This window comes from Amycolatopsis tucumanensis, assembly GCF_021654135.1.
GTDB classification, from domain to species: domain Bacteria; phylum Actinomycetota; class Actinomycetes; order Mycobacteriales; family Pseudonocardiaceae; genus Amycolatopsis_E; species Amycolatopsis_E tucumanensis.
In genome coordinates this window covers 366590-389480 of record NZ_JAKGSD010000001.1, presented here as the reverse complement: position 1 = coordinate 389480, position 22891 = coordinate 366590, and the positions used below count along the sequence as shown (strand labels likewise).

Here is a 22891-nt window from a genome sequence, read left to right as displayed (position 1 = left end):
CCGCACGGGGATCGCGGGCGCCGGACCGATCCTCCGTGGCCGCGCGGCCGGCCCCGGTCAAAGACCAGGGCGTGTTTCGGAAGTGGCCAGTGTGGCGGCGCTCCGCCGCTGATGGAACCTAACCCCAGACGGCCGTGACCTCCGCGGCCACCCGCACGGCCTGGTCGTACCCGGCGCGCGCGGCCGCGTCGCGGACCGACGGGTCCAGCAGGTTCGGCCCGATCGCCTCGGCCGCCGGCGCGTCCGGGGCGAGCACCAGCACCGCCGCGCCGTCCCGCCGCAGCGCCGCCACCTGCTCGTCCAGGTCGGTGTTGCCGGGCACCTCGGTCACCCGCAGCACCAGCACCCGGTCGCAGCCGGCGGCGAGGTCGGCGTTCTCCATCGACCGCACCCCGCCGTCGATGTAGCGGCGGCCGCCGATCGTGACCGGCGGCCAGGTGCCCGGCACCGCGCAGCTGGCCGCGACCGCGTCCACCAGCGACACCCCGGACTCCGCGGTGAACACCCGGTCGTCGCCGGTCGCCGCGTCCACCGCCACGATGTGCAGGGCCGCCGCGGGCCAGTCGTGGACCGGCAGCCGCGCCTCGATCACCTTCAGCCGGTCGGCCTCCGGCACGGTCCGCGCCGCCAGGGCCAGGTCACCGATCCGCCGCCGCGCGTCCTTCGCGTCGGTCGCGCCGCTCACCGCCGCGCCGAACATCTCCGCGATCGTCTCGGCGTCGACGTCGGCCGGGATCTCCGGCGACTGCAGCGCCGGATCCACCTGCCGCCGGAACAGCTCGGCCAGCGCGGTGCCGCTGGTGATCTGCGCCGCCACCGTCGATCCGGCGGAGGTGCCGACGAACCGGTCCGCGCCGAGAACGTCCACTCCGGACTCCGACAAACCGTGCAACAGGCCGGTTTGCCACGCGATTCCGGCCACACCGCCACCACCGAGCACGAGCGCACGCGTCATGCGCCGATCCTAGGCCCCCGCGTGGCTCCGGCGAGAGCGCCGTTGACGAGGAGCAGCCAGGTCCCGCACACGCAGCGGCGGTAGTCGACGCGCCCTGCCGACACCGGGTGGCTCGACCCGGCGCGGAGCAGTTCGGACAGCGGCCACTGGCAGCGGGGGCAACGTTCGTCGGTCATGACCCCAGCGTGCTGTAATGGGTCAGTGCACTTCAACCCTTACGGCGGACCGGCCGCGCAGGTCGCGGCCGGCCTGGTCAACATGCCGGACGCCGCCGCGCCCGAGCTGCTGCGGATGATGCGCGAGGCGGGCATGTCGCTGACCCGGCTCACCGAAGCCGAAGCGGCCCAGGCGCGGGCGTGGGGCCGCCGGATCCGCGCGGTGTTCGCCGAACCCGATGCCGACCGGCGGATCGACCTGGTCAACGAGCTGCTGGCGGAAACCGCGTGCCGTCCGTTCATCTCCCGCCACGACGGCTTGCCCGCGCACCTGCACTACGCCGGCGAGGACGACACCCTGACCCGCCGGATCCGGGCCTTCACCGCGGGCGGGCTGGCCCACCTGCTGTGCGAAGACGCCGGGCGGATCGGCGCCTGCGCCCGCGAGGGCTGCGACTTCGTCTTCGTCGACACCTCCCGCAACGGCCGCCGCCGGTTCTGCTCCACCCGCTGCGCGACCCGCGTCCACGTCGCCGAACACCGGGCCCGAGCCATGTAGGTGCCGCCCGTCACACCGCGCCATGTCACGAACGGGCCGGCACCTCCCATCTCGTGGTCGTCAACAGCCGACGAGGAGGCGACAACGATGACCACCCACAAGGTTCTGGTGCTGGGCGCGGGGTACGCGGGCACGGCCGCGGCGATCCAGCTCGCGGCACGCACGAAGGGCCGCGACGACGTCGAGGTGACCCTGGTGAACGCGCACGAGATGTTCACCGAGCGGCTGCGGCTGCACCTGACCGCCACCGGGCAACAGGTCGCGGAGCTGAGCATCCCGGAACTGCTGGACGGCACGGGCGCGCGGTTCGTGCGCGGCTGGGTCACCGCGCTCGACCCGGGCACCAGGACCGTGCGCGTCGACGACGACCGGGTGCTGCGCTACGACACGCTGGTGTACGCCCTCGGCGGCGTGGCCGACACCGTCACCGTGCCGGGCGTCGAGGAGCACGCGCACACCCTGAACAGCCCGGAGGACGCCGAAGTGCTGGCCGGCCTGCTGGCGCGCCTGGAGCAGGGCACGGTCGTGGTCGCAGGCAACGGGCTCACCGGCGTCGAATCGGCCGCCGAGATCGCCGAGCAGCACCCGCGGCTGCGGGTCGTCCTGCTGGGGCGGGGCGAGCCGGGCGCGACGATGAACCGCAAGGCCCGGACCCACCTCCACGCCGCGCTCGAGCGGCTGGGCGTCGAGGTGCGCACCGGCGTGGAGGTGACCAAGGTGCTCCCGGACGCCGTCGAACTGGCCGGCGGCGAAACGATTCCCGCCGACGCCGTCCTGTGGACCAGCGGCACCCGCGCCGCGCCGCTCGCGGCCGCCGCCGGGCTGGCCGTCGACGACCGCGGCCGCGTGATCACCGACGCGACGCTGCGGTCGGTCTCGCACCCGGACGTGCACGCGGTCGGCGACGCGGCCGCGATCAGCCAGGGCTACGGCGTCCTGCACGGCACCTGCCAGAGCGGGATGCCGACCGGCGTGCACGCCGCGGTGTCGATCCTGCGCGCCCTGGCGGGTAAGGAACCGAAACCGTTCCGCTTCGGCTACTACCACACCCCGGTCAGCCTAGGCCGCCACGACGCCGTCGTGCAGTTCACCCACCCCGACGACAGCCCGCGGCGGATCTGCCTCACCGGCAGGCTCGCCGCCCGGTACAAAGAAACCGTGACCGCCTCGCCCTGGCCGACGTACCTGCGCATGAAGAAGATGCCCGCCTCGGGCGCGTTCTGGCCCCGCGGCGGCCGCTTCACCCGGGGCGCCCGGTGACCGAGGCGTTCCACCAGCACCGCAACCTGCTGTTCGCGGTGGCCTACCGGGTCCTCGGCAGCGCCGCCGACGCCGAGGACGTCGTGCAGGACGCGTGGATCAAGTGGTCCGCCGCGGACCGCTCCCAGGTCGCCGACCCGAAGGCCTACCTGGCGCGGATCGTGTCCAACCTGGCGCTGGAACGGCTGCGCTCGGCCCGGCACCAGCGGGAGACCTACGTCGGGCCGTGGCTGCCGGAGCCGATCCTCACCACTGGCGACAGCGCGGACGCGGTCACCGGCGCGGATTCGGTGTCCACGGCGATGCTGGTGGTGCTGGAGACGCTGAGCCCGCTGGAACGCGCGGTGTTCGTCCTCAAGGACGTGTTCGGGTTCAGCCACGCCGAGATCGCCGAGGCGGTGGACCGGTCGGAAGCGGCGGTGCGGCAGGCCGCGCACCGGGCGCGCGAGCACGTGCGAGCCCGCCGCCCGCGGTTCCCGGCCGACCGCGCGAAGCAGCGCGCGGTCACCGAGCGGTTCCTCGCCGCCGCGACCGGCGGTGACGTCAACACCCTGATGGAACTGCTGTCCCCGGACGTCACGCTGTGGACCGACGGCGGCGGCAAGGTCCGCCAGGCCCTGCGCCCGGTGACCGGCGCGGAGACGGTGGCGGGCTGGTTCGCCGCCATCGGCACCGTCACCTACCAGGGTGTCGCGCCCGCGGACGTGGTCACGGAACTGACCGAGATCAACGGCGGCCCCGGGCTCGTCTTCCGCGGCCCGGACCGCGTGCTGGCCACGGTCACCTTCGACTTCGACGCCGAAGGCCGCATCACCACACTGCACAACGTGGCCAACCCGGACAAACTCGGCGCGGTCGCGGCCGGCACGGTGCACGGTCTCGGGCCGTCCGGAACGGTCGCCTAAAGTGCTGAGCATGTACAAGCGTTTCGTGGCCCTCGGCGACTCCTTCACCGAGGGCGTCGGCGACGAAGACCCCGCGCGCCCGAACGGCGTGCGGGGCTGGGCCGACCGGGTGGCCGAGCAGCTGGCGGCCGCCGACCCCGGGTTCCGCTACGCCAACCTCGCGATCCGCGGACGGCTGCTCGACCAGGTGCTCGCCGAGCAGCTCGAACCGGCACTGGCGCTGCAGCCCGACCTGGTGTCCATCTACGCGGGCGGCAACGACCTGCTGCGCCCCAAGGCCGACATCGACGCCCTCGCCGCGCGGTTCGAGAACGCCGTCGAGCGGCTCGCCAAGACCGGCGCCACCGTGCTGCTGTTCACCGGGGTGGACGGCGCCGAGGACCCGGTGTTCCGGAAGCTGCGCGGCCGCACCGCGATCTACAACGAGCACACCCGCGTCATCGCCGCCCGGCACGGCGCGCACGTGGTGGACATGTGGGGCATGCGGCAGCTGCGCGACCGGCGCCTGTGGTCGGCCGACCGGCTGCACCTCAACGCGCTGGGCCACACCGAGGTCGCGATCGCCGTGCTCGACGTGCTCGGCCGGCCGCACGACCTCTCCCCCGCCGCGCTCGGGCCGCGGGAGCTGGTGGACCGGCGGCGGCAGCGCGCGGAGAACCTGCAGTGGGGACGGGAACACGTGTTGCCCTGGATCGGCCGCCGCCTGCGTGGCGAGTCCTCCGGCGACACCCTGTCCGCGAAACGACCGGTGCTGCTGCCGCTGGACTGATCAGCGGGGACGCAACCCGTCGAAGACGATCCCCAGCGTGCGGGCGCGCAGCCCGGCGTCGTCGCCGACGTGCTCGGCCGCGCGGGAGGCGCCGACCATCAACGCGATCAGCTCGGCGACCCCCACGTCCTCGCGCACCGCGCCCGCCTGCTGCGCCCGCGACAGCAACGCGCCCAGCGCGTCCCGTACCTTCGCACCGACCTCCGCGGCGAGCCGGGGCACCTCGGCCCCGGCCGCGGCCAGCGCGTCGGCGTAGGCGTTCTTCGCCGCGGACACCTCCGCCCAGCGCGCGAGGAATCCGAAGAAAGCGCTCTCCGGATCGGCCGCGGCGGCGAAGGACTGCGCCTCCTCGGCGAACCGGCGCATCCGGTCCGCCAGCACCGCCTCCAGCAGCGCCTCCTTCGTCGGGAAGTGCCGGAACACGGTCCCGATGCCCACGCCCGCCTCCCGCGCGACCTCCTCGGTCGGCGCGCCGGTGCCCCTCGCGGCGAACACCGTCTCGGCGGCGGCCAGCACGCGCGCCCGGTTGCGGCGGGCGTCGGCGCGCAGCGGCCTCGGTTCCGTCATGCGGCGCATCGTAGAGCTTCGTGAGGTACCGCCGGAACGCGGCGAACGGTGGTGATTTCCGGTCTGCCTCTGGACATCGTCACTCCGGTGAGGGATCGTCTTCGGGAAGTGAAGCCGATCACAGGAGGCTCGGCGGCATGGTCCTCGGACGCGACGAAGCGGACACCGTTCTCCAGGCACAGACCAGCCAGAAGACCACCCAGGTGCGGCGCGCGGCCTTCGCCAGCGCCATCGGCACGACCATCGAGTGGTACGACTTCTTCCTCTACAACACGGCCGCGGCGCTGATCTTCCCGCAGCTGTTCTTCCCCGCCTCCTCCAGCTACGCGGGGGCGATGCAGTCCTTCGCCACCTACGCCGTCGGCTTCGCCGCGCGGCCGATCGGCGCGGCGATCTTCGGCTACTGGGGCGACCGGATCGGCCGCAAGACCACGCTCGTGGTCACGCTGCTGATGATGGGCATCGCCTCGGGCGTGGTCGGGGTGCTGCCCGGCGCGGCCACCATCGGGATCGCCGCGCCGCTGATCCTGGTGACGCTGCGGCTGATCCAGGGCATCGCGATCGGCGGCGAGTGGAGCGGCTCGGTGCTGCTCGCCATGGAGTGGGGCGATCAGCGCAAGCGCGGGCTGCTCGGCAGCTTCGCGCAGGTCGGTGTGCCGGTCGGGCTCGTGCTCGGCACCGGCGGCATGACCCTGCTGTCCGCGGTGCTGCCGGAGGAGGCGTTCGACTCGTGGGGCTGGCGGCTGCCGTTCCTGGCCAGCCTGCTGCTCGTCGCCGTCGGACTGGTGATCCGGCTGCGCATCCTGGAGACCCCGATGTTCGCCAAGGTCGTGGCGCAGAAGCGGACTTCGCGCAGCCCGGTGGCCGACGCGGTGAAGCACCACTGGCGGGAGATCCTGCTCTCGGCCGGGTTGCGGTTCAGCGAGCAGATGCCGTTCTACCTCTACACCAGCTACGTGCTGGTGTACGTGGTCGCCGAGCACGGTTACTCGAAGACGTTCGTGCTCAACGCCGTCCTGCTCGGTGCGGCGGTGGAGCTGGCGCTGATCCTGTGGTTCTCGCAGCTGTCCGACCGGATCGGCCGCAAACGGGTGTACCTGACCGGGGCGGTGCTGACCGGGCTGCTGGCGTTCCCGTACTTCGCGGTGCTGAAGAACGGCGGCGAGGTGCTGATCTTCGTCGCGGTCGTGGTGTCGATGATCCCGCACGCCATGCAGTACGGGCCGCAGGCCGCGTTGATCGGCGAGAGCTTCCCGACGCACCTGCGCTACGGCGGCGCCGGGCTCGGCTACCAGCTGGCGTCGGTGTTCGCGGGCGGCCCGGCGCCGCTGCTGGCGACCTGGCTGCTGCACACCACCGGGACGCCGTACTCGATCTCGGCCTACGTGGTGCTCTCGGCGGTGGTCACGATCGTCTGCGTGGCGCTGCTGAAGGACCGCTCGCGAGCCGACATCACCGACGACGCGGTCTACCGGCGCTGACCCACTGGTACCAGCCGAGCGCGGCGAGCACGGCGAGGGCGATCCCGTAGGGCAGCCAGTTCGACCGGGCGCCCAGCGCCCCGGCCAGTCCGGGCACGAGGATCGCCAGTGCCACCACGGTGGCCAGCACCGACCCCCACAACAGGCGCCGCCGTTGCGCGGCGGGCGCGGGCTCTTCGCTCACGACTCCAGGATGACACCCGGCCCACCGGCCGGAGACCACGCCCCGCCAAGCGTGGCACCAGGTCCGCGGATGGGGGCAATAGAAAAGGGGCCGCACCGGATCCGGTGCGGCCCCGAGTGGGACTACTGCTGCGGCGGCGCGGGTGGCGGCTGCTGCGGCGGGTACTGCGGCCGCGGCGGGTTGCCGTAGTGCTGGCCCGGGCTGCGGGTCGGCAGCTGGCCCTGCTGTCCGCCCGCCGTGGGGAACTGCGGTTGCGGCGTGGTCGGCGGTGAGATCGGCTCCGGCGCCACCGGGGGCTCCACGGCCGGCGCCTCCTGCGCCTCCTCGGTCACCGGGTTGCCGCGCAGCGCGCTGGTCGCCTGCGGGGCCGGCGGCTGCGGCTGGTGCGACAGCGGGCCGGGCACCTCCTGCCGCGCCACCGCCTCGGCCTCGCGCACCGCCTCGGCGATCCGCGGGTCGGTGGAGGTGTCGAACCAGCTGGCGACCTCTTCGTCGTCCAGAGTGGGCGGCTCGGCCCCGTCGGTTTCGGCCGGCTCGTACCGGAACACGCCGTCGGCGTCCTGCTTGGCGAACGCCCGGGCGAACTGCTGCAGCGCGTTGCCGTAGTCGCTGGGCACCAGCCACACCTTGTTCGCGTCGCCCTGCGCCATCTGCGGCAGCGTCTGCAGGTACTGGTAGGCCAGCACCTCCGGCGTCGGCTTGCCCGCCTTCACCGCGGCGAACACCTTCTCGATCGCCTTGGCCTGGCCCTGCGCCTGCAGGTAGCGGGCCGCGCGCTCACCCTGCGCCCGCAGGATCCGCGACTGCCGCTCCGCCTCGGCCGCCATGATGGTGGCCTGCTTGGCGCCCTCCGCGGCGAGGATCTGCGACTGCTTCTGCCCCTCCGCCGTCTTGATCTGCGCTTCCCGCTGACCTTCGGCGTTGAGGATCATCGCGCGCTTCTCCCGGTCGGCGCGCATCTGCTTCTCCATCGAGTCCTGGATGGACGGCGGCGGGTCGATCGCCTTGAGCTCGACCCGCGCCACGCGGATGCCCCACCGGCCGGTGGCGTCGTCGAGCACGCCGCGCAGCTGGTTGTTGATCTGGTCGCGGGAGGTCAGCGCCTGCTCCAGCGTCATGCCGCCGACCACGTTGCGCAGCGTCGTGGTGGTCAGCTGCTCGACACCGACGATGTAGTTGGAGATCTCGTACACCGCGGCGCGCGCGTCGGTCACCTGGAAGTAGACGACCGTGTCGATGGACACCGTCAGGTTGTCCTCGGTGATCACCGGCTGCGGCGGGAACGACACGACCTGCTCGCGCAGGTCGATGCGGGCCCGCACCTTGTCCAGGAACGGCACCAGGAAGTTCAGGCCGGGCGAGGCGACCGACTTGAATCTGCCCAGCCGCTCGATCACCGCGGCCTGGGCCTGCGGGACCACCATGATCGCCTTCGCGATCGTCACGATCACGAACAGGGCGATGACCGCGACAACAATGATCGCTGCGGTTCCCAAGATCGCTCTCCCGATATGCAGGTTGTGGTTACGGCTCGGGCGCCACCACGGCCGTGGCGCCCGCTATCTCTACCACGGTCACGGTCGTGCCGGGTTCGATTCGCTGACCGTCGGCGATGGACCGTGCGGACCACACGTCGCCGGCCAGCTTGACACGCCCGGAGTGGCCGTCCACAACGGACACGACCACGGCCCTGGCGCCGATCAGGGCCTCGGTGTTGGTGCGGTGACCCGTCCCGGTGAGGAACCGGCGCTTGAGCGCGGGCCGGGCCAGGAAGATCAGCGCGCCGGACGCGATCGCGAACACGACCGCGTCGACGACGATGTTGCCGGTGAGCAGCGCCGCGCCGGCCCCGAACAACGCGCCGAGGCCGAGCATCAGCAGGAAGAAGTCGCCGGACAGCACTTCGGCGGCCATCAGGACGATGGCGACGATCAGCCAGACGAGCGCCGGTGTCATGCGCCCATCGTGGCAGAAGGTGACCGCTCGCGACCAGCGGACAACCCGAAGTGATCTCCGCGTGACCTGCCGGATTCAGCCTTCCGGGTCGGTCACGAAGTCGATCAGCCGCTCGACGGCGCCGATCAGGGGCGTCTCCAGGTCGCGGAAGCTGCTCACCGCGGCCAGCACCCGCTGCCAGCCCTCGTAGGTCTCGCCCCAGCCCAGCGCCGCGCACACGCCCTCCTTCCACGGCGTGCCGCGCGGCACCACCGGCCATTCCCGGATGCCGACCGCGGACGGTTTCACCGCCTGCCACACGTCGACGTAGGGGTGGCCGGTGACCAGCACGTGCTCGTCGCGGATCGCGTCCACCAGGCGGGATTCCTTGCTGCCCGGCACCAGGTGGTCGACCAGGACGCCCAGCCGCCTGCCGGGGCCGGTGCCGAACTCCTCGATCGCCTCGGCCAGCACGTCCACACCGTCCAGCGGCTCCACGACGACGCCCTCGACGCGCAGGTCGTGCCCCCACACGCGTTCCACCAGTTCGGCGTCGTGCTTGCCCTCGACCCAGATGCGCGAGTCGCGCGCGGTGCGGGCCCGCAGCCCCTGCACCTTCACCGACCCGGACGCCGAACGCGCCGAAGCCGGTGACGGCGGGGCGGCCTTCGGCCGCACCAGCGTCACCGGCTTGCCTTCGAGCAGGAACCCGGCGGGCTCCAGCGGGAAGACGCGGTGGCGGCCGTGGCGGTCCTCCAGCACGACGTTGCCGTGCTCGAACCGGACCACCGCGCCGCAGAAACCGCTTCCCGGTTCCTCGAGCACCAGCCCGCGCTCCGCCACGACCTCGGGGATCTTGCGTCTGCGCGGGCCGGCGAGGATGTCGTCATAGCTGTGGGAGCGCACGATCCGGGACGGTAGCGCCGGGTTCACCCGTTCGTCGCGCCGCCACGCCGGGGCGCAGCATCACCGCGGCCACGGCCAGCGCGGCGGCCACGAGACCGGTGCCCACCCAGAAGGCGAGGTGGTAGCCGGAGGTGAGCGCCTCCTCGGTCCGCACCCCGGTCAGCGACTCGGTGCGGGTCGCGGCGAGCACCGCCAGCACCGACAACCCCAGCGCACCGGCCACCTGCTGGGTGGTGTTGAACAGCCCGGAGGCCAGACCGGTGTCCTCGGCGGCGGCGTCCCGCATGCCCAGTCCCATCAGGGCGGGCATGGCCAGGCCGAACCCGATGCCCATCGCCACCGTCGGGCCGAGCACGTCGGTCGCGTAGCCGCCGTCGGCGGGCACCCGGGCCAGCCAGGCCAGCCCGCCGCCGATCACCAGCAGCCCCGCCAGCAGCACCTTGTAGTCGCCGAAGCGAGTGGACAGCCGCGGCGAGAAGACCAGCGACACCAGCGCGATCGTCGCGGCGATCGGCACCATCGCCAGCCCGGTCGCCTGGGCGCTCAGCCCCAGCACCTGCCGCAGGTAAAGCACGACGAGGAACTGGAACCCGAACATCGCCGACACCAGCAGCGCCATCGTCAGGTTCGCCCCGGTCAGGCCACGCGAGGCGAAGATGCGCAGCGGCAGCAGCGGGTCGCGGGTCCGGGCCTGGCGCACGCCGAACGCGGCCAGCAGCACCAGCGACACCGCGCCGAAGCCGATCGTGTGGGCCGACGCCCAGCCGTGGGACTCGACCTCGACGATGGTGTAGACGCCGAGCATCAGCGCGGCGGTCACCAGCACCGCGCCCAGCCAGTCGGCCCCGGCACGCAGCCCGAGGCCGCGGTCGTTCTCCAGCACCCGCAGCGCGACCGCGCCGGCGACCAGGCCGATCGGCAGGTTGATCAGGAAGATCCAGTGCCAGCTCAGCGCCTGGGTCAGCACGCCACCGGCGATGCTGCCGATCGAACCGCCCGCGGCCTGCACGAAGCTGAACGTGCCCAGCGCCTTCGCGCGTTCGGCCGGCTCCGGGAACAGCCGGACGACCATGCCGAGCGCGACCGCGGTCGACGCGGCGCCACCGGCGCCCTGCAGGAACCGCGCGGCCATCAGGGTTTCCGGGTTCCAGGCGAACCCGGCGAGCAGCGACGCCAGCGTGAACACGGCCATCCCGGCGAGGAAGACGCGGCGGCGGCCGGCCAGGTCACCGAGGCGCCCGGCGAGCAGCAGCAGCCCGCCGAAGGGGATCAGGTAGGCGTTGACGACCCAGGACAGGTTCGACGGCGTGAAGCCGAGGTCGTCGCGGATCGCGGGCAGGGTGACGTTCACGATCGTCTGGTCGAGCACGATCATGAGCGTCTGCGCGGACAGCACGGCGAGCGCGAGCCACCGCGAGCGGGCTGCCGGCTGATCGAGGGACATGGCCTTGACCTCCAAAGGGGCACGATTTGTAACTGGGGCAATGATGTGAGCCCGTAGCCGTGCCGGGAAGAAGGCAGTTCCCTGTGCCAGAGGCACATCGATGTACCACTCCTGGTCCCGCCGGTGGCCCTGTGAGGCAGGTCACGATCCGCTTGGGGGAACGGGTGGTAACTGAGGGGCGGACGTGGAACCATCCAGGTATGGCTGCTGACACCGCTTCCCCGGTCACCGAGGCTTGCCCCATCGTCGAGGTGCTCGACCACGTCGCCGGCAAGTGGGCGATCGGCATCCTGGTCACCGCCGCGCACGGCCCGGTCCGCTTCACCGAGCTGGAGCGCGAGGTGGAGGGCATCAGCCGGCGCATGCTGACGCTGACGCTGCGCAAACTGGAGCGCGACGGCCTGCTGGTGCGGACCGTGTACCCGACAGTGCCGCCGCGGGTGGAGTACACGCTCACCGACATGGCGCGCGAGCTGCACCAGACGCTGGTCGGGCTGACCTCGTGGGCGGAGAAGTACCGGGGCGAGATCGCCGCGGCCCGCCGCGCCTACGACGAGCAGCAGACCCCGGCGCCCGTCTAGGGACCGGGAGCCTCCTCGCGTGAGCCACGGCAGCCGTGGATGGTGATCTTCCTGGGCTGGGGGCTCGTACACTGCCGAAATGGAGGACCGCGCGGCCACCGGGATCGGCGCACGTCCGGCGCCCGCCCTGCGCGAGTACGTCGACTCGTATGTCGGCTTCGACCTCCGCGGGCTCCTGACGGGCGTGCACTGCGGCCCGCCCGGCCGCGCGCTCACTGCGGTGATCAGCCTGTCAGATCCCTTGGAGGTGGCGGCGGGCGTTGACGACGGGTCACCGGTCACCCGATTCGACAGCGTGGCCAGTGGTCTGATGTGCCGGTCCGTCGCGATTCACCACGACGGACGTCAGCAAGGCGTTCAGGTGTCGCTGACCCCGCTCGGGGCCAGGGCCATCTACGGCATGCCCGCCGCCGAGCTCGCCCACCGGCTGGTCCCCCTTGACGAGCTTCTCGGAGCGCTTGGGGTCGAGCTGGTCGACCGGCTCCGGTCGGCGACCACATGGGCGGCGCGGTTCACCGCGCTGGACGATTTGCTCCTCCGGGCCGTCGGCCGTGGCGCCTGCGGCGACCAGGTGCGCTGGGCGCGCCCCGAGGTGGCCGAGGCGTGGCGCCGCCTCGTCGCCGCGCGGGGTTGCGTCCAGGTCGGGGCGGTCGCGGCGGAACTCGGCTGGAGCCGGCGGTACCTCAGCGAGCGGTTTCGCGGAGAGGTGGGCCTGTCGCCGAAGACCTTCGCCCGGGTCCTGCGCTTCGAGCACGCGCACGAACTGGCGGCGGAGCAGAACCCGCTCTCCTGGGCCGAGGTGGCAACCGTCTCGGGCTTCGCCGACCAGGCCCACCTCGTTCGGGACTGGCGCGAGTTCACGGGCCGATCGCCGACGGCCTGGCGCCGCAGCGAAGTCCTCCTCGGAGCCGGGTAGCCCCAGCCCACCGGCTTCTGTTCTCTTTTCTTCAAGACTGCCCGAAAGCTGTCGTGGACGATCGTCGGCATGAGACTCGTCAACCCGGAACGCAAGGCCGTGGACCAGGTCCACGGAGGCGTCGGCACGCCCAGCCCGGAGGAAGCGCCGTGACGACTCGGATCGCCTGCCTCGGCGACAGCCTCACCCGCGCGCAGTTCAGCGTCGACTACCTGGATCTTCTCGGACGACGTCACGCTCCCGGTGACGTGCGGCTCGCCCGTTTCGGCGTCAACGGCGACTTCGCCCACAACCTCCTGCAGCGCCTCGATGCCGTCGTCAGGAACCCACCCGATGTGATCACCGTGCTGATCGGGACCAACGACGCCCGGGCGAGCCTTCCCGGCTACCCCGTCGAGCAGGCCATGAAGCGCAAACGGCTCCCCGATCGCCCGTCGGCGGGCTGGTTCCGACAGTGCCTGGGAGCCGTCGTCGCACGGCTGCGGGCGGAGACCGACGCGACGATCGGTCTGCTGTCGCTACCGGTACTCGGCCAGCAACTCGACGGAGCAGCGGCACAGGCGTCCCAGACGTACACCCGGATGATCGCCGAGGTCGCCGCCACCAACGAGGTGGCCTACCTTCCGCTCCACGAACGCCAGGTCGAGGAACTGCGCCAAGCGGACCCGCCGCCGATTCCGTACCGGGAGGTGACGCCCGCGGCGGCTGTCGGCGTCCTCGTCCAGCGCGCGGTGCTGCGCCGCAGCCTCGACGCGATCTCGCGGCGGCGACGTCTCGTGCTCACGACCGACCACATCCACCAGAACAGCCGCGGCGCCGCCCTCATCGCCGAGGTCATCGACGCCGGTCTGCTGACGGCGAGCGCATAGGCGGTTCCGTCACGCGCCGTCTAGATCACCCGGACGGCGGCTTCCGCGGCGATGCGGAACTCGATCACCGACGGCAGTTCCGCCAGGTCCAGCGCCTGCTTCAGCCGGGCCACGCCGTCGTCGGCGATGTGCTCCCGCAGCGCGCTCAGGTCCGTGCCCGGTTCGGCGGTCACCGTCACCAGCAGCGTCGGCCGGTCCTGCGGGCCGGACAGCGTCGCGTCCGCCGAGCGCACCTGCGGGTAGGCCGCGATCTCCGACTCGAACGGCGCGACGGCCGCGTCCGCGGACAGTTTCGTCACCCCGTGCGCGGGATGGTCTTCCAGCCGCCAGGTTCGCGTCTTCGGCCGTCGCATCGCCTGCGCGGCCAGCCACCGCAGGAACAGCAGGCCCAGCACGACGGCCGCCACCACGGTCACGTACAGCACCCAGGTCGGCGGCCGGTCGTCGCCGGGCACCAGGGGCTGGGAGCGGTCGAGCAGGCGCAGCCAGCCGAGTGAGGTGGCCAGCGCGAACCCGCCCGCGCCGAGCAGGGCGAGCCCGATCACCGCGAGCAGCGTCCGGTTGAGCCGGGCGGGACGGTTCAGGCTGGTCATGGCGTGCTCCTCACGTGCACCTTCACCCGCGGCCGCCGCGCGGGGCCGATCCGGTCCAGCTGGTCTTCGACCGCCTGCCGCACCTGGCCCGCCACGTCGTCGCCGGCCAGCCGGCTGCCGCGCACCCTCGCGGTCACACTGCGCCGCCGCAGCCGCACCTTCGCCGACTCCACCCCGTCGGCGGACTCGGCCGCCGACCGCAGGCTGCCGGTGATGCTGCGACGGCTCGCCCCGGCCTTGACCGGCGCACTGCTTCCCCCCGACAGGGGCAGTACGAGCGCGCGGCCGGGCAGCACCGCCGCCAGCAACACCACCAGGCCCAGCGCGGCGAGCACCCCGCCGCCGATCGCCACGGGAAGCGCTTCCCAACGCGTGGCGTGCAGCCGGGCCGCGACGGCGTCGTAGTCCAGCACCGGCCGCTCGCCCAGCAGGAGCTGCACCGCGCCGGTCGCCACCAGCGCGCACGCGATCACCCCGGCCAGCGCCACCACCGAGGCCAGCAGGCTACGCCGGGACCGGCGGATCATGACAGGCTCCTCTCCCGCGACCGGTCGCTGTGCAGCGCGGTCACCGTGATGTCCACCCGCTCCACGACCAGCCCGGTCAGCTCGCCGACCTCCCGGACCAGCCGTTCCCGCGCCGCCCGCGTGGTGCGGGCGACCGGCGCCGGGTAGCCGACCGACAGCTCCACGGCGAGGCTGACCCGGCCGTCCCGCACGCGGGCGGTGACGTTGGCGGGCTGCTCCGGATCACCGCTGCCCACGGCGACGCCGAGCACCCGGCGGGCCGCGCCGCCGACCCCGTCCAGCCCGGTGATCACCTGTTCCGCGATGCGCTGCACCGCCCGGTCGGCCACGACCGTGGTGCCGCGCCGCTCCGGCGCTTCGACGGTCACCGGCTCACCTCCGCTCGCGGTCGGTGAACTGGGACAGGTCGAGCTTGCCGTCGAGCACCCGGCCGACCAGCAGGCCCAGCGCGCCCAGCACGGCGACGATCAGGAACGCGCCGAACCCGCCGAACGCGGCGGCCAGGCCGAGGACGAGCCCGGTCAGCAGACCGGCGATCGTGGCGCTCACGTCACTGCACCCGCGCGGGCGCGCCGCCCTGCGGCTCGTCGTCGCCGGGCAGGTGCACGTCGTTGACGGTGATGTTGACCTCGACGACCTCCAGCCCGGTCATCTGCTCGATCGCGCCGATCGCGTTGGCCCGCACCGCCTGCGCCAGGTCGGCGATGGACACCCCGTACTCGACCACGATCTGCAGGTCCACCGCGGCCTGCTTCTCCCCGACCTCCACCGACACGCCCTGACCGACGCTGCCGCTGGCGCCCGGGATCCGCTCGCGCAGCGCGTTGAACGCCCGCGCCGCGCCGCCGCCCAGGTCGTACACGCCCGGGATCTCCCGCGCCGCCAGCCCGGCGATCTTCTGCACCACCGTGCTCGCGATCGTGGTGGTGCCCTGGCTGGTCACCAGCGAGCTCGTCGCCGGCTTGCTCACCGCGGTGGCCTTCTCCTCGGTTCCGGTGCTCATCTTCTCTCCCCTTTCCGGTTGGTGTTCCCACTTCTTCGACACCGCAGGCGCGCGGACCTCACGCGCCGAACGCGGATCCGTCCACATCGGTCACCACAAGCCGGATGACCGCCTCCGTGTAAGCGCTTCCCACCAGCGCCTTCGCGACCGCGTCCCCCGCCAGCCGCAGCCGTGGCGGCAGCGGCAGCGCGGTGGCGACCAGGCGCACGCGCACGACCTCGGGTGTCAGGTCGACCGCCAGCGCGGCCGGGTTCCACGACGCCACCGGCCGCACCGCGGGCGCGGCCGGGCGCAGCCCGTCCACTTCGGACAAAGCGGTCAGGATCGCCTCGACGTGCTCGGCGCGGGCGGTCATCGGACGACGTCCAGCACGGTCACCGACACCCGGCCGGGTTCGACGCCGGTGTCCCGGACCAGCCGGGCGCGCACCTCGCGCTGCACCGCCCTGGCGACGGCGGCGGCCTGCGTGCCGGCGCGGGTGGCGATGCCCACCCACACCTCCACGTCGTCCCCCGCGCGCCGCACGCCGACACCGTCCGCGGGCGCCGGCGTGAGCCCCTTGACCTGCTGCCACCGGGACCGGCCCCAGCCGCGCACCAGCCCGGCCATCCCCGGTTCGAGCCGGGCCACACCCGGCACCGCTCTGGCGGCGTGCGCGGCCACCGACGCCACCACGGCGTCCTCGACGTGCCACTCGACGTGCACCGGTTCCCCCCCCCCTCAGCGGTCGTAGAGGTCGTCGACCGTCAGGTCCAGCCGCACCAGCCGGACCCCGATCGCGGACGAGCAGGCGGCGGTGAGGCGGTCCCGCAGGCGTGCCAGCACCTCGGCGAGGTCGTCGCGGTAGGCGGCGGCCACCGACAGTTCGGCCTCGATCAGGGTCTGCCCGTCCTCGATCCCGCCGGTGATCACCCGGCAGCGGCGGGCGCGGATGCCGTCCGTCTCGTCGGCGGTGAACCGCAGCACGGCCGCGACCGCCTGCTCGCTCACCTCGAGCGTGCCGGGCTCCGGCGCGGACAGCGGCACCATGCCCCGGTGGCGGCGCACGTCGGCGCGCACCGCGGCCATGATCCTGCCGGTCAGGTCCAGCGAGGGCTGGGTCTCGTCGGCCGCCAGCTCGCGGGTCGCGTCACGCAGCGCGAGGAGGCTGCCGCGGGCGGTCGCGCAGTGCGGGCAGGTCAGGTCGTGCTCGGTGACCGCGTCGAGGCGGTCCCACACGTCCTCCAGCGCCCGGCCGCACGGCAGGTCGTGGGTGGTCTGGTCTAGCGCCATGGCCGCATCACCTCCGCCAGTTGCGCGCGGGCCCGCGCGATGCGCCCGCGGACCGCGGTGGGCGAGGCCGACACGGCCTCCGCGATCTCCTCGTAGGACCGGCCGTGCACCTCGCGCAGCAGCCAGCAGGCCCGCTGTTCCGGGGTCAGCCCGGCCAGCGCCGTGGTCAGGGCGGCCATCTGGGCGCTCACCTCGGCGGCGCGCTCGGGCCGGGCGTCGCCGCGCGGGGTTTCGGTGTCGTCCGGGTCGACGTCGGTGACCGGGCGGCGGGCGCGGATCACGTTGAGGCAGCGGTTCGTGGTCGACCGGTACAGCCAGCCGACGAAGGCGCCGTCGTCCTGGAGCTGCTCCAGGCGGCGCCACACGGTCAGGAACACCTCCTGCACCACGTCCTCGGCGTCACCGGCGGCGGCGAGCATGCGCAGCGCGAGCCGGTACATCGGGCCCTGGTAGCGGCGCACGAGCTGCTCGTAGGCGCGCACGTCCCCATCCCGCGCCCGCGCGACCAGCGTCGCGTCGTCCAGGACCTCGCCGAGGCCGGTCCCGGCCGTCACCGCATCCCGCCCATGCGCAGCCTCCCCGTATTCGCACCCGATTCACTAGGCCAGACACGGGGCACGGCGAAAGCTCACGCCCCGTTCCGTCACGAGTTCGGGTGAGCGGGGCCACCGGATTGGTGGATCAGCGCTTGAGGGGATGTTCCTCATCGCGCGGCGGGCGCACGTGGCCGAGTGCCGTCTCTGATACGGCGCCGAACGTTCCGAAGTCGCGGCGGGCCCGCGTCAGGCTCAGACGGCCGTTCGGCCCGCCCCGCACCTCGTCGGCGTCGTGCACGTCCTGGCCGTCGTCCTCCCAGAAACACACCGGGCAAATCTCGAACACGCCGCGTTCCCGGAGGGTCAGGTAGCCGCAACACGGGCACGGCCAGCGGCCGGCGGCCTCCGGCCGGCGCACGTCGAGCCACGTCATGGGATCAGAACAGCGGCCAGGGGATGGCGCGCCAGTCGTCGCCGGGTTCGGGGAACACGCCCGTCGCCACGAGCATCTCCGCGCGTTCGGCGATGGCGCTGATCTCCAGCTTCGTCAGGTGCGGCGCGAGCTGCTCGCCCAGGTCGCCGCGGATCTTCTCCGGCAGCGCGCGCAGCTTCTCCAGCGTCTCGGCGGGCAGCGGGTCACCCACCCAGCCCCACAGCACCGTGCGCAGCTTCGGCTCGGCGTGCAGGCAGATGCCGTGGTCGACGCCGTACACCGTGCCGTCCGTGCCGACCAGCACGTGCCCGCCCTTGCGGTCGGTGTTGTTGGCGATGATGTCCAGCACCGCCAGGTCCCGCATGCCCGGGTGGTCGGCGTGCGCGAGCACCGCGGGCTCACCGGCCCGGTCGTGGGCGTGCAGCACGATGCGCCAGTCGTCCGGCACGTCCTTCGGGGACCGGACGTCGATCAGCTCCTCGTCGCCGGTCTCCACCCACAGCTGCACCATGCCCTCGCCGAACGGGCCGTCCCGCAGCACCGTCGGCGGCACCCGGCCCAGGCCGGCGGCCTCGGACAGCAGGGCGGTGGCGACCTCGCGGCCGGCGAGCGTGCCGTCCGGGAAGTCCCACAGCGGCCGCTCGCCGGACACCGGCTTGTACACCGCCTGCGCGGAGAGCCCGTTCAGCTCGACCGAGCAGAACAGCGTGACGTTGGAGGCGTCGACCAGGCGGCCTTCCACGGTCAGGCGGCCGCGCGTGAGCAACTCCCTGGCTTGCGGATCGGCTGGACCGACCGGTGGGGCCACGTCTAGCTCTCGTCGGCCAGGTCGGTGTTGCGCCGGTAGCCGTTCTGCCGCGGGCAGATGTGGCCCTCCGGGTCCAGCGGCTCGCCGCACAGCGGGCACGGCTTCCGCCCGGCGCGCACGACCCGGTCGGCGCGCTCGGCGAACGCCCGCGCCGCGGCGGGGCTGAGGAACACGCGCACCGCGTCCGGGCCCTCCTCGGTGTCGTCGAGCACGACGGTCTCGTCGACCTCGCCCTCGGTCATCGCGAGCAGCTCGATCACGACCGCACTGGTCTCCGCGTCCCAGCCCAGGCCCATCGTGCCGACCCGGAACTCCTCCTCGACCGGGACCTCGAGCGGGTCCACGTCGACGAGGTCGTCGGGCACGGTCTCGGGCACCTCGGCGCCGAACCGCGCGACGATCTCCTCCAGCAGCGACGACAGGCGCTCGGCGAGCACCTGCACCTGCTGCTTCTCGATCGTCACGCTCACCGTGCGGACGTCCTCGGTGGCCTGCAGGTAGAAAGTGCGGTCGCCCGGTTCCCCGACGGTCCCTGCGACGAACCGGTCGGGCTGGCGGAAGACGTGGATTACACGAGCCATGGCACCCCCGACCCTATGCCACCGTTTCATGATCGGCATCCGCCGCCCCCGCTTGCATCTTAGTTAGAGTGCGGCGGTGGCTGAAACCGCGCCGTACGGCACCTGGACCTCCCCCATCTCCGCCGCCGACGTCGCCGCCGCGGGCGGTGGCGCGCAGTGGCTCGACGTCGTCGGCGACGCCGTCTGGTGGGCCGAGGCCCGGCCGGCCGAGGGCGGCAGGCTGACGCTCGTCCGCGCTGGTCAGGACGGTGCGGAGGAGATGCTGCCGCCGCCGTGGAACGCCCGGAACCGGGTGCACGAGTACGGCGGACGGCCGTGGCTGGTGATCGGCCGGACCCTGTTCTTCACCCACTGGGACGACCAGCGGGTGTACGCGCGCGACCTGGACGGCGGCGAGGTGGTTCCGGTCACACCGGAGCCGCACGTGCCGCAGGGCGTCCGGTACGGCGACCTCCGGCCCGGTCCGGACGGCGCGGTGTGGGCGGTGCGCGAGACGAGCACCGGGCCGCGGCGCACCGACATCCGGCGCGACCTGGTGTCGATCACCGGCGGCGAAGTGGTGCCGCTGGCGGCGACCCACCACTTCCTGACCGCGCCGCAACTGTCGCCGGACGGCCGCCACGCGGTGTGGCTGGGGTGGGAGCACCCGGACATGCCGTGGGACTCCACCGAGCTGTGCGTGGCCGAGGTGCGGCCCGGCGGGTTCGGCCCGCACCGGGTGCTCGCCGGCGGGCCCGGGGTGTCGGTCTGCCAGGTGGAGTGGGCCGGGGACGGCACGCTGCTGGCGCTGATGGACCCGGACGGCTGGTGGAACCTGCACCGGATCGGGCTCGACGGGACGGCCACGGCGCTCGTACCGGGAGAGCGGGAGCTGGGCGGGCCGCTGTGGAAGATCGGGTCGAACTGGTTCGTGCCGCTGGGCGGCGGCAGGCACGCCGTGCTCGACTCCGGCCGCCTGGCCGTGCTCGACGAGCACAGCGGAACGGTCACGCCGGTCGCGGAGCACCTGACGAGCTGGGCGGCGACCCTGGCGCGGCACGGCACCGGGGTCGCGGGCATCGCCGCCGGACCGCGCCACGAGAGCGCCGTCGTGCACGTCGACCTCGGCAGCGGCGCGGTGACCGAGCTGACCCCGCCCGCGCACCCGCTGCCGCCGCCCGAGTACCTGCCGGTGCCGCGGGAGCGGGTGTTCCCCGGTCCGGACGGCGTGCCGATCCCGGCCTACGTCTACCCGCCGACCAATCCCGGCTTCACGGGGCCCGAGGGCGAGCGCCCGCCCTACCTGGTGCACGTCCACGGCGGCCCCACCGGGCGCGTGTCCGGCGACCTCGACCTGGACTTCGCCTACTTCACCAGCCGCGGCATCGGGATCGTCGCGGTCAACTACGGCGGCTCGGTCGGCTACGGGCGCGCCTACCGGGAACGGCTGCGGGAACAGTGGGGCGTGGTCGACGTGCGGGACTGCGCCGCCGTCGCCGAAGCGCTCGCGGCCGAGGGCACCGCCGACCCGGCGCGGCTGGCGATCCGCGGCGGCAGCGCGGGCGGCTACACCTCGGCGGCGTCCATGACGAGCGTGACCACCTACCGCGCGGCGACGATCAAGTACCCGATCCTGGACCTGGCCGAGTGGACCGGCGACGGCGGCGAGACCCACGACTTCGAGTCCCAGTACGTGCTCGGGCTCGTCGGGCCGCTGCCGGAGACGCGCGAGCGCTACGTGGAGCGGTCGCCGTTGCGGCACGCCGGACGGCTGGCCGGGCCGGTGCTGCTCCTGCAGGGGCTCGACGACCAGATCTGCCCGCCCGAGCAGGCCGACCGGTTCGTCGCCGCGTTGTCCGGCAGCAGCATCCCGCACGCCTACCTGACCTTCGAGGGCGAGCAGCACGGGTTCCGGCGCGCCGAGACCATGATCGCCGCGCTGGAGGCCGAGCTGTCGTTCTACGGGCAGGTGTTCGGGTTCGCCACGCCCGGGGTGCCGAAGCTGGAGCTGCGCTCGTGAAGACCGTCGCCCTCGTCGCGCCCGCCGGGCCGGTCGCCCCGGAACGGCTGGAGCGGGCGCTTTCCGTGCTCGGCTCGTGGGGGCTGCGGGTGCGCAACCTCGTCAAGCCGGGTTCGCGGCACGCCTCCTACCTGGCCGACACCGACGCGGCCCGGGCGGAGCTGTTCACCGAGGCGTGGCTGGACCCGGAGGTGGACGCGGTGCTCGCCGCGCGCGGCGGCTACGGCACGCAGCGGATGCTGGACCTGCTGGACTGGCCTGCGCTGCGCGGTGCTGGCGCGAAGGTGTTCGCGGGTTCGAGCGATGTGACGGCGCTGCACGCGGCGATCCACCAGCACCTGGGCCTGCCGACGCTGTTCTCACCGATGCCCGCCGGTGACTACTGGGACGACGCCGGCGGTGCGGGGTTGCGCCGCGCGTTGTTCGAGCCGGGACCGGTGACGCTGCCCGGAACCGAGGCGCTGGTGGCGGGCGCCGCGCGGGGCCGGTTGACCGGAGGGAACCTGAGCCTGCTCGCCTCCAGCGTCGGCACGCCCGAGCAGGGCGGCGCGCGGGACGCGATCGTGGTGCTGGAGGACGTGACGGAGCCGGTCTACCGGCTGGACCGGATGCTCACGCAGCTGCTGCGCTCCGGCTGGTTCGCGGGCGTCGCCGGGATCGTGCTCGGCACGTGGACCCAGTGCGGCGGCCCCGGGCAGGTGCGGGCGCTGATGCTGGACCGGCTGGCGCCGCTGGGGGTGCCGGTGCTGGCCGGGGTGCCGTTCGGGCACGTCGAGGGGTCGCTGACGGTGCCGCTCGGGGTCGAGGCGGTGCTGGAGACGGAGGCGCTGCGGGTGGTGACGGGTGCGGCTTGATCCGGCGGAGGCGCGGGCGCGGTTCGTGGCGGCCAGGGTGGCGCGGCTGGCGACCGTGTCGGCGGAGGGGCAGCCGCACCTGGTGCCGGTGACGTTCGCGGTGTCCGGGGACGAGATCGTGTTCGCGGTCGACCACAAGCCGAAGTCGACGCACGCGCTGCGGCGGCTGGCGAACATCGCGGCGAACCCGGCGGTGACGTTCCTGGCCGACGCCTACGACGAGGACTGGACCCGGTTGTGGTGGGCGCGGGCGGACGGCACGGCGACGGTCGAGGAGCCCGGGCCGGTGCCGCTGCTGGTGGCGAAGTACCCGCAGTACGCGGAGCGGCCGCCGGAGGGACCGGTGGTGCGCACCCGCGTGACCCGCTGGAGCGGTTGGGCAGGAACCGGCCAAACCGGCCGCTGAGCGGTGGCGTGATCTCTACGATCGGCGCATGAGAACCCTGCGCGCGGCGGCGATGGTCCCGGTGTTGGTGCTGGCGGCGGCCTGCTCCGGCGAGCCTGAGGAGCCGCACACCATCGTCTACGAGGTCACCGGCACCGGGCAGATCGCGTGGATCGAGTACAAGACCGACGGCCGGAACTCGGTGCGAGACGAGGGCATCACCCCGCCGTGGACGAAGTCGTTCACGCTGCCCGCCGAGGGGACGCAGCAGCTCCAGCTGCTGATCCAGCCTGCGGGCGAGCACGAACTGTCCGCCTCGATCGAGGTCGACGGGCAGCCGCTGACGAGCAGCGCCAGCGCCGGCTCCGACGGCGGCGGAACGATGTCGCTGACCGGCGAACTCGGCGGCTAGCT

32 protein-coding genes are annotated in these 22891 nt (G+C 73.2%); 12 read left to right on the top strand and 20 right to left on the bottom strand.

Translation table 11 applies throughout. The annotated features are described in order from the left end of the window. Positions 1–118: 118 nt before the first annotated feature. Together L2C96_RS02010 and L2C96_RS02005 are read right to left on the bottom strand one after the other, a co-directional pair. Positions 119–955: a patatin-like phospholipase family protein gene (locus L2C96_RS02010; protein WP_237334872.1), complete on the bottom strand. Its 837-nt coding sequence runs from the start codon at positions 953–955 to the stop codon at positions 119–121. After that, positions 952–1131, bottom strand: a complete 180-nt coding sequence (locus L2C96_RS02005) for a hypothetical protein (protein ID WP_084506088.1) — start codon at positions 1129–1131, stop codon at positions 952–954. The genes L2C96_RS02010 and L2C96_RS02005 overlap by 4 nt, the downstream gene beginning before the upstream one ends. 25 nt (positions 1132–1156) lie before the next feature. Between L2C96_RS02005 and L2C96_RS02000 the strand changes: the two genes are divergently transcribed. From L2C96_RS02000 to L2C96_RS01985, 4 genes are all read left to right on the top strand, one after another. Beyond that, positions 1157–1669, top strand: coding sequence for a CGNR zinc finger domain-containing protein (locus L2C96_RS02000; RefSeq protein WP_237334871.1), 513 nt, complete (start codon positions 1157–1159; stop codon positions 1667–1669). 87 nt (positions 1670–1756) lie between these two features. Continuing rightward, the gene (locus L2C96_RS01995; RefSeq protein WP_237334870.1) at positions 1757–2929 is read left to right on the top strand and encodes an NAD(P)/FAD-dependent oxidoreductase; all 1173 of its coding nucleotides are present in this window, start codon (positions 1757–1759) and stop codon (positions 2927–2929) included. After that, positions 2926–3834 carry an RNA polymerase sigma-70 factor gene (locus L2C96_RS01990; RefSeq protein WP_237334869.1) on the top strand — a complete coding sequence of 303 codons (909 nt, stop codon included), beginning with the start codon at positions 2926–2928 and terminating at the stop codon, positions 3832–3834. Before L2C96_RS01995 ends, L2C96_RS01990 begins: the two co-directional genes overlap by 4 nt. 10 nt (positions 3835–3844) lie before the next feature. Then, positions 3845–4603: an SGNH/GDSL hydrolase family protein gene (locus tag L2C96_RS01985; protein ID WP_237334868.1), complete on the top strand. Its 759-nt coding sequence runs from the start codon at positions 3845–3847 to the stop codon at positions 4601–4603. On the opposite strand, the gene L2C96_RS01980 is transcribed toward L2C96_RS01985, so the two are convergent. Further along, the gene (locus L2C96_RS01980; RefSeq protein ID WP_027935845.1) at positions 4604–5170 is read right to left on the bottom strand and encodes a TetR/AcrR family transcriptional regulator; all 567 of its coding nucleotides are present in this window, start codon (positions 5168–5170) and stop codon (positions 4604–4606) included. A 137-nt stretch (positions 5171–5307) separates the two neighbouring features. Here L2C96_RS01980 and L2C96_RS01975 point away from each other — a divergent pair, with 137 nt between their 5' ends. Further along, positions 5308–6651 (top strand): MFS transporter, encoded by a 1344-nt coding sequence (locus L2C96_RS01975; RefSeq protein WP_020417919.1) that lies wholly within the window; start codon positions 5308–5310, stop codon positions 6649–6651. Here L2C96_RS01975 and L2C96_RS01970 read toward each other — a convergent pair. The 5 genes from L2C96_RS01970 to L2C96_RS01950 form a co-directional block, all read right to left on the bottom strand. Next, positions 6623–6835 (bottom strand): hypothetical protein, encoded by a 213-nt coding sequence (locus L2C96_RS01970; protein WP_020417920.1) that lies wholly within the window; start codon positions 6833–6835, stop codon positions 6623–6625. The genes L2C96_RS01975 and L2C96_RS01970 overlap by 29 nt on opposite strands. Positions 6836–6957: 122 nt before the next feature. Continuing rightward, positions 6958–8331, bottom strand: a complete 1374-nt coding sequence (locus L2C96_RS01965) for an SPFH domain-containing protein (RefSeq protein ID WP_237334867.1) — start codon at positions 8329–8331, stop codon at positions 6958–6960. 28 nt (positions 8332–8359) lie between these two features. Then, positions 8360–8791, bottom strand: coding sequence for an NfeD family protein (locus L2C96_RS01960; RefSeq protein ID WP_237334866.1), 432 nt, complete (start codon positions 8789–8791; stop codon positions 8360–8362). A 75-nt stretch (positions 8792–8866) separates the two neighbouring features. Beyond that, positions 8867–9676 carry a DUF3097 domain-containing protein gene (locus tag L2C96_RS01955; protein WP_237334865.1) on the bottom strand — a complete coding sequence of 270 codons (810 nt, stop codon included), beginning with the start codon at positions 9674–9676 and terminating at the stop codon, positions 8867–8869. Beyond that, positions 9657–11120, bottom strand: coding sequence for a DHA2 family efflux MFS transporter permease subunit (locus L2C96_RS01950; RefSeq protein WP_237334864.1), 1464 nt, complete (start codon positions 11118–11120; stop codon positions 9657–9659). The genes L2C96_RS01955 and L2C96_RS01950 overlap by 20 nt, the downstream gene beginning before the upstream one ends. Positions 11121–11320: 200 nt before the next feature. Between L2C96_RS01950 and L2C96_RS01945 the strand changes: the two genes are divergently transcribed. The 3 genes from L2C96_RS01945 to L2C96_RS01935 all read left to right on the top strand — a co-directional run bounded on the left by L2C96_RS01945 (position 11321) and on the right by L2C96_RS01935 (position 13486). Beyond that, positions 11321–11701: a winged helix-turn-helix transcriptional regulator gene (locus L2C96_RS01945; protein WP_020417924.1), complete on the top strand. Its 381-nt coding sequence runs from the start codon at positions 11321–11323 to the stop codon at positions 11699–11701. 79 nt (positions 11702–11780) lie between these two features. Next, positions 11781–12617, top strand: a complete 837-nt coding sequence (locus L2C96_RS01940) for an AraC family transcriptional regulator (RefSeq protein ID WP_237334863.1) — start codon at positions 11781–11783, stop codon at positions 12615–12617. Positions 12618–12766: 149 nt separating this feature from the next. Further along, on the top strand, positions 12767–13486 hold the full coding sequence (locus L2C96_RS01935; protein WP_020417926.1) for an SGNH/GDSL hydrolase family protein: 720 nt from the start codon (positions 12767–12769) through the stop codon (positions 13484–13486). Positions 13487–13506: 20 nt separating this feature from the next. On the opposite strand, the gene L2C96_RS01930 is transcribed toward L2C96_RS01935, so the two are convergent. The 12 genes from L2C96_RS01930 to L2C96_RS01875 form a co-directional block, all read right to left on the bottom strand. Next, the gene (locus tag L2C96_RS01930) at positions 13507–14079 is read right to left on the bottom strand and encodes an Asp23/Gls24 family envelope stress response protein (RefSeq protein ID WP_237334862.1); all 573 of its coding nucleotides are present in this window, start codon (positions 14077–14079) and stop codon (positions 13507–13509) included. Further along, positions 14076–14606, bottom strand: coding sequence for a DUF6286 domain-containing protein (locus L2C96_RS01925; RefSeq protein WP_237334861.1), 531 nt, complete (start codon positions 14604–14606; stop codon positions 14076–14078). Before L2C96_RS01925 ends, L2C96_RS01930 begins: the two co-directional genes overlap by 4 nt. Next, on the bottom strand, positions 14603–14974 hold the full coding sequence (locus tag L2C96_RS01920) for an Asp23/Gls24 family envelope stress response protein (RefSeq protein WP_020417929.1): 372 nt from the start codon (positions 14972–14974) through the stop codon (positions 14603–14605). Before L2C96_RS01920 ends, L2C96_RS01925 begins: the two co-directional genes overlap by 4 nt. A gap of 4 nt (positions 14975–14978) precedes the next feature. After that, positions 14979–15155 (bottom strand): hypothetical protein, encoded by a 177-nt coding sequence (locus tag L2C96_RS01915; protein ID WP_020417930.1) that lies wholly within the window; start codon positions 15153–15155, stop codon positions 14979–14981. A gap of 1 nt (position 15156) precedes the next feature. Continuing rightward, entirely contained in the window at positions 15157–15609 is a 453-nt protein-coding gene (locus tag L2C96_RS01910; protein WP_020417931.1) for an Asp23/Gls24 family envelope stress response protein, read from the bottom strand. A gap of 58 nt (positions 15610–15667) precedes the next feature. Continuing rightward, positions 15668–15964 (bottom strand): hypothetical protein, encoded by a 297-nt coding sequence (locus L2C96_RS01905; protein ID WP_020417932.1) that lies wholly within the window; start codon positions 15962–15964, stop codon positions 15668–15670. Then, positions 15961–16314, bottom strand: a complete 354-nt coding sequence (locus L2C96_RS01900) for an Asp23/Gls24 family envelope stress response protein (protein WP_237334860.1) — start codon at positions 16312–16314, stop codon at positions 15961–15963. The genes L2C96_RS01905 and L2C96_RS01900 overlap by 4 nt, the downstream gene beginning before the upstream one ends. 15 nt (positions 16315–16329) lie before the next feature. Continuing rightward, positions 16330–16881 carry an Asp23/Gls24 family envelope stress response protein gene (locus L2C96_RS01895; protein WP_237334859.1) on the bottom strand — a complete coding sequence of 184 codons (552 nt, stop codon included), beginning with the start codon at positions 16879–16881 and terminating at the stop codon, positions 16330–16332. Then, positions 16872–17435, bottom strand: a complete 564-nt coding sequence (locus tag L2C96_RS01890) for an RNA polymerase sigma factor (protein ID WP_020417935.1) — start codon at positions 17433–17435, stop codon at positions 16872–16874. Before L2C96_RS01890 ends, L2C96_RS01895 begins: the two co-directional genes overlap by 10 nt. A 127-nt stretch (positions 17436–17562) precedes the next feature. Continuing rightward, the gene (locus tag L2C96_RS01885; protein ID WP_237334858.1) at positions 17563–17850 is read right to left on the bottom strand and encodes a CPCC family cysteine-rich protein; all 288 of its coding nucleotides are present in this window, start codon (positions 17848–17850) and stop codon (positions 17563–17565) included. A 4-nt stretch (positions 17851–17854) separates the two neighbouring features. After that, positions 17855–18658 (bottom strand): SCO1664 family protein, encoded by an 804-nt coding sequence (locus L2C96_RS01880; protein WP_345069588.1) that lies wholly within the window; start codon positions 18656–18658, stop codon positions 17855–17857. A 2-nt stretch (positions 18659–18660) separates the two neighbouring features. Continuing rightward, a complete protein-coding gene (locus L2C96_RS01875) occupies positions 18661–19239 on the bottom strand; it encodes a DUF3090 domain-containing protein (RefSeq protein WP_020417938.1) in 579 nt (192 codons plus the stop codon). 76 nt (positions 19240–19315) lie between these two features. On the opposite strand from L2C96_RS01875, the gene L2C96_RS01870 reads away from it, so the two are divergent. From L2C96_RS01870 to L2C96_RS01855, 4 genes are read left to right on the top strand one after another with little or no spacing between them, the layout of a single operon-like run. Next, entirely contained in the window at positions 19316–21238 is a 1923-nt protein-coding gene (locus L2C96_RS01870) for a S9 family peptidase (protein WP_237334857.1), read from the top strand. Further along, complete coding sequence (locus L2C96_RS01865; protein ID WP_237334856.1) at positions 21235–22092, top strand: S66 peptidase family protein; 858 nt, start codon at positions 21235–21237, stop codon at positions 22090–22092. The genes L2C96_RS01870 and L2C96_RS01865 overlap by 4 nt, the downstream gene beginning before the upstream one ends. Next, on the top strand, positions 22082–22498 hold the full coding sequence (locus tag L2C96_RS01860; RefSeq protein WP_237334855.1) for a TIGR03668 family PPOX class F420-dependent oxidoreductase: 417 nt from the start codon (positions 22082–22084) through the stop codon (positions 22496–22498). The genes L2C96_RS01865 and L2C96_RS01860 overlap by 11 nt, the downstream gene beginning before the upstream one ends. 28 nt (positions 22499–22526) lie before the next feature. Beyond that, entirely contained in the window at positions 22527–22889 is a 363-nt protein-coding gene (locus L2C96_RS01855) for a hypothetical protein (RefSeq protein ID WP_237334854.1), read from the top strand. Positions 22890–22891 lie beyond the last annotated feature (2 nt).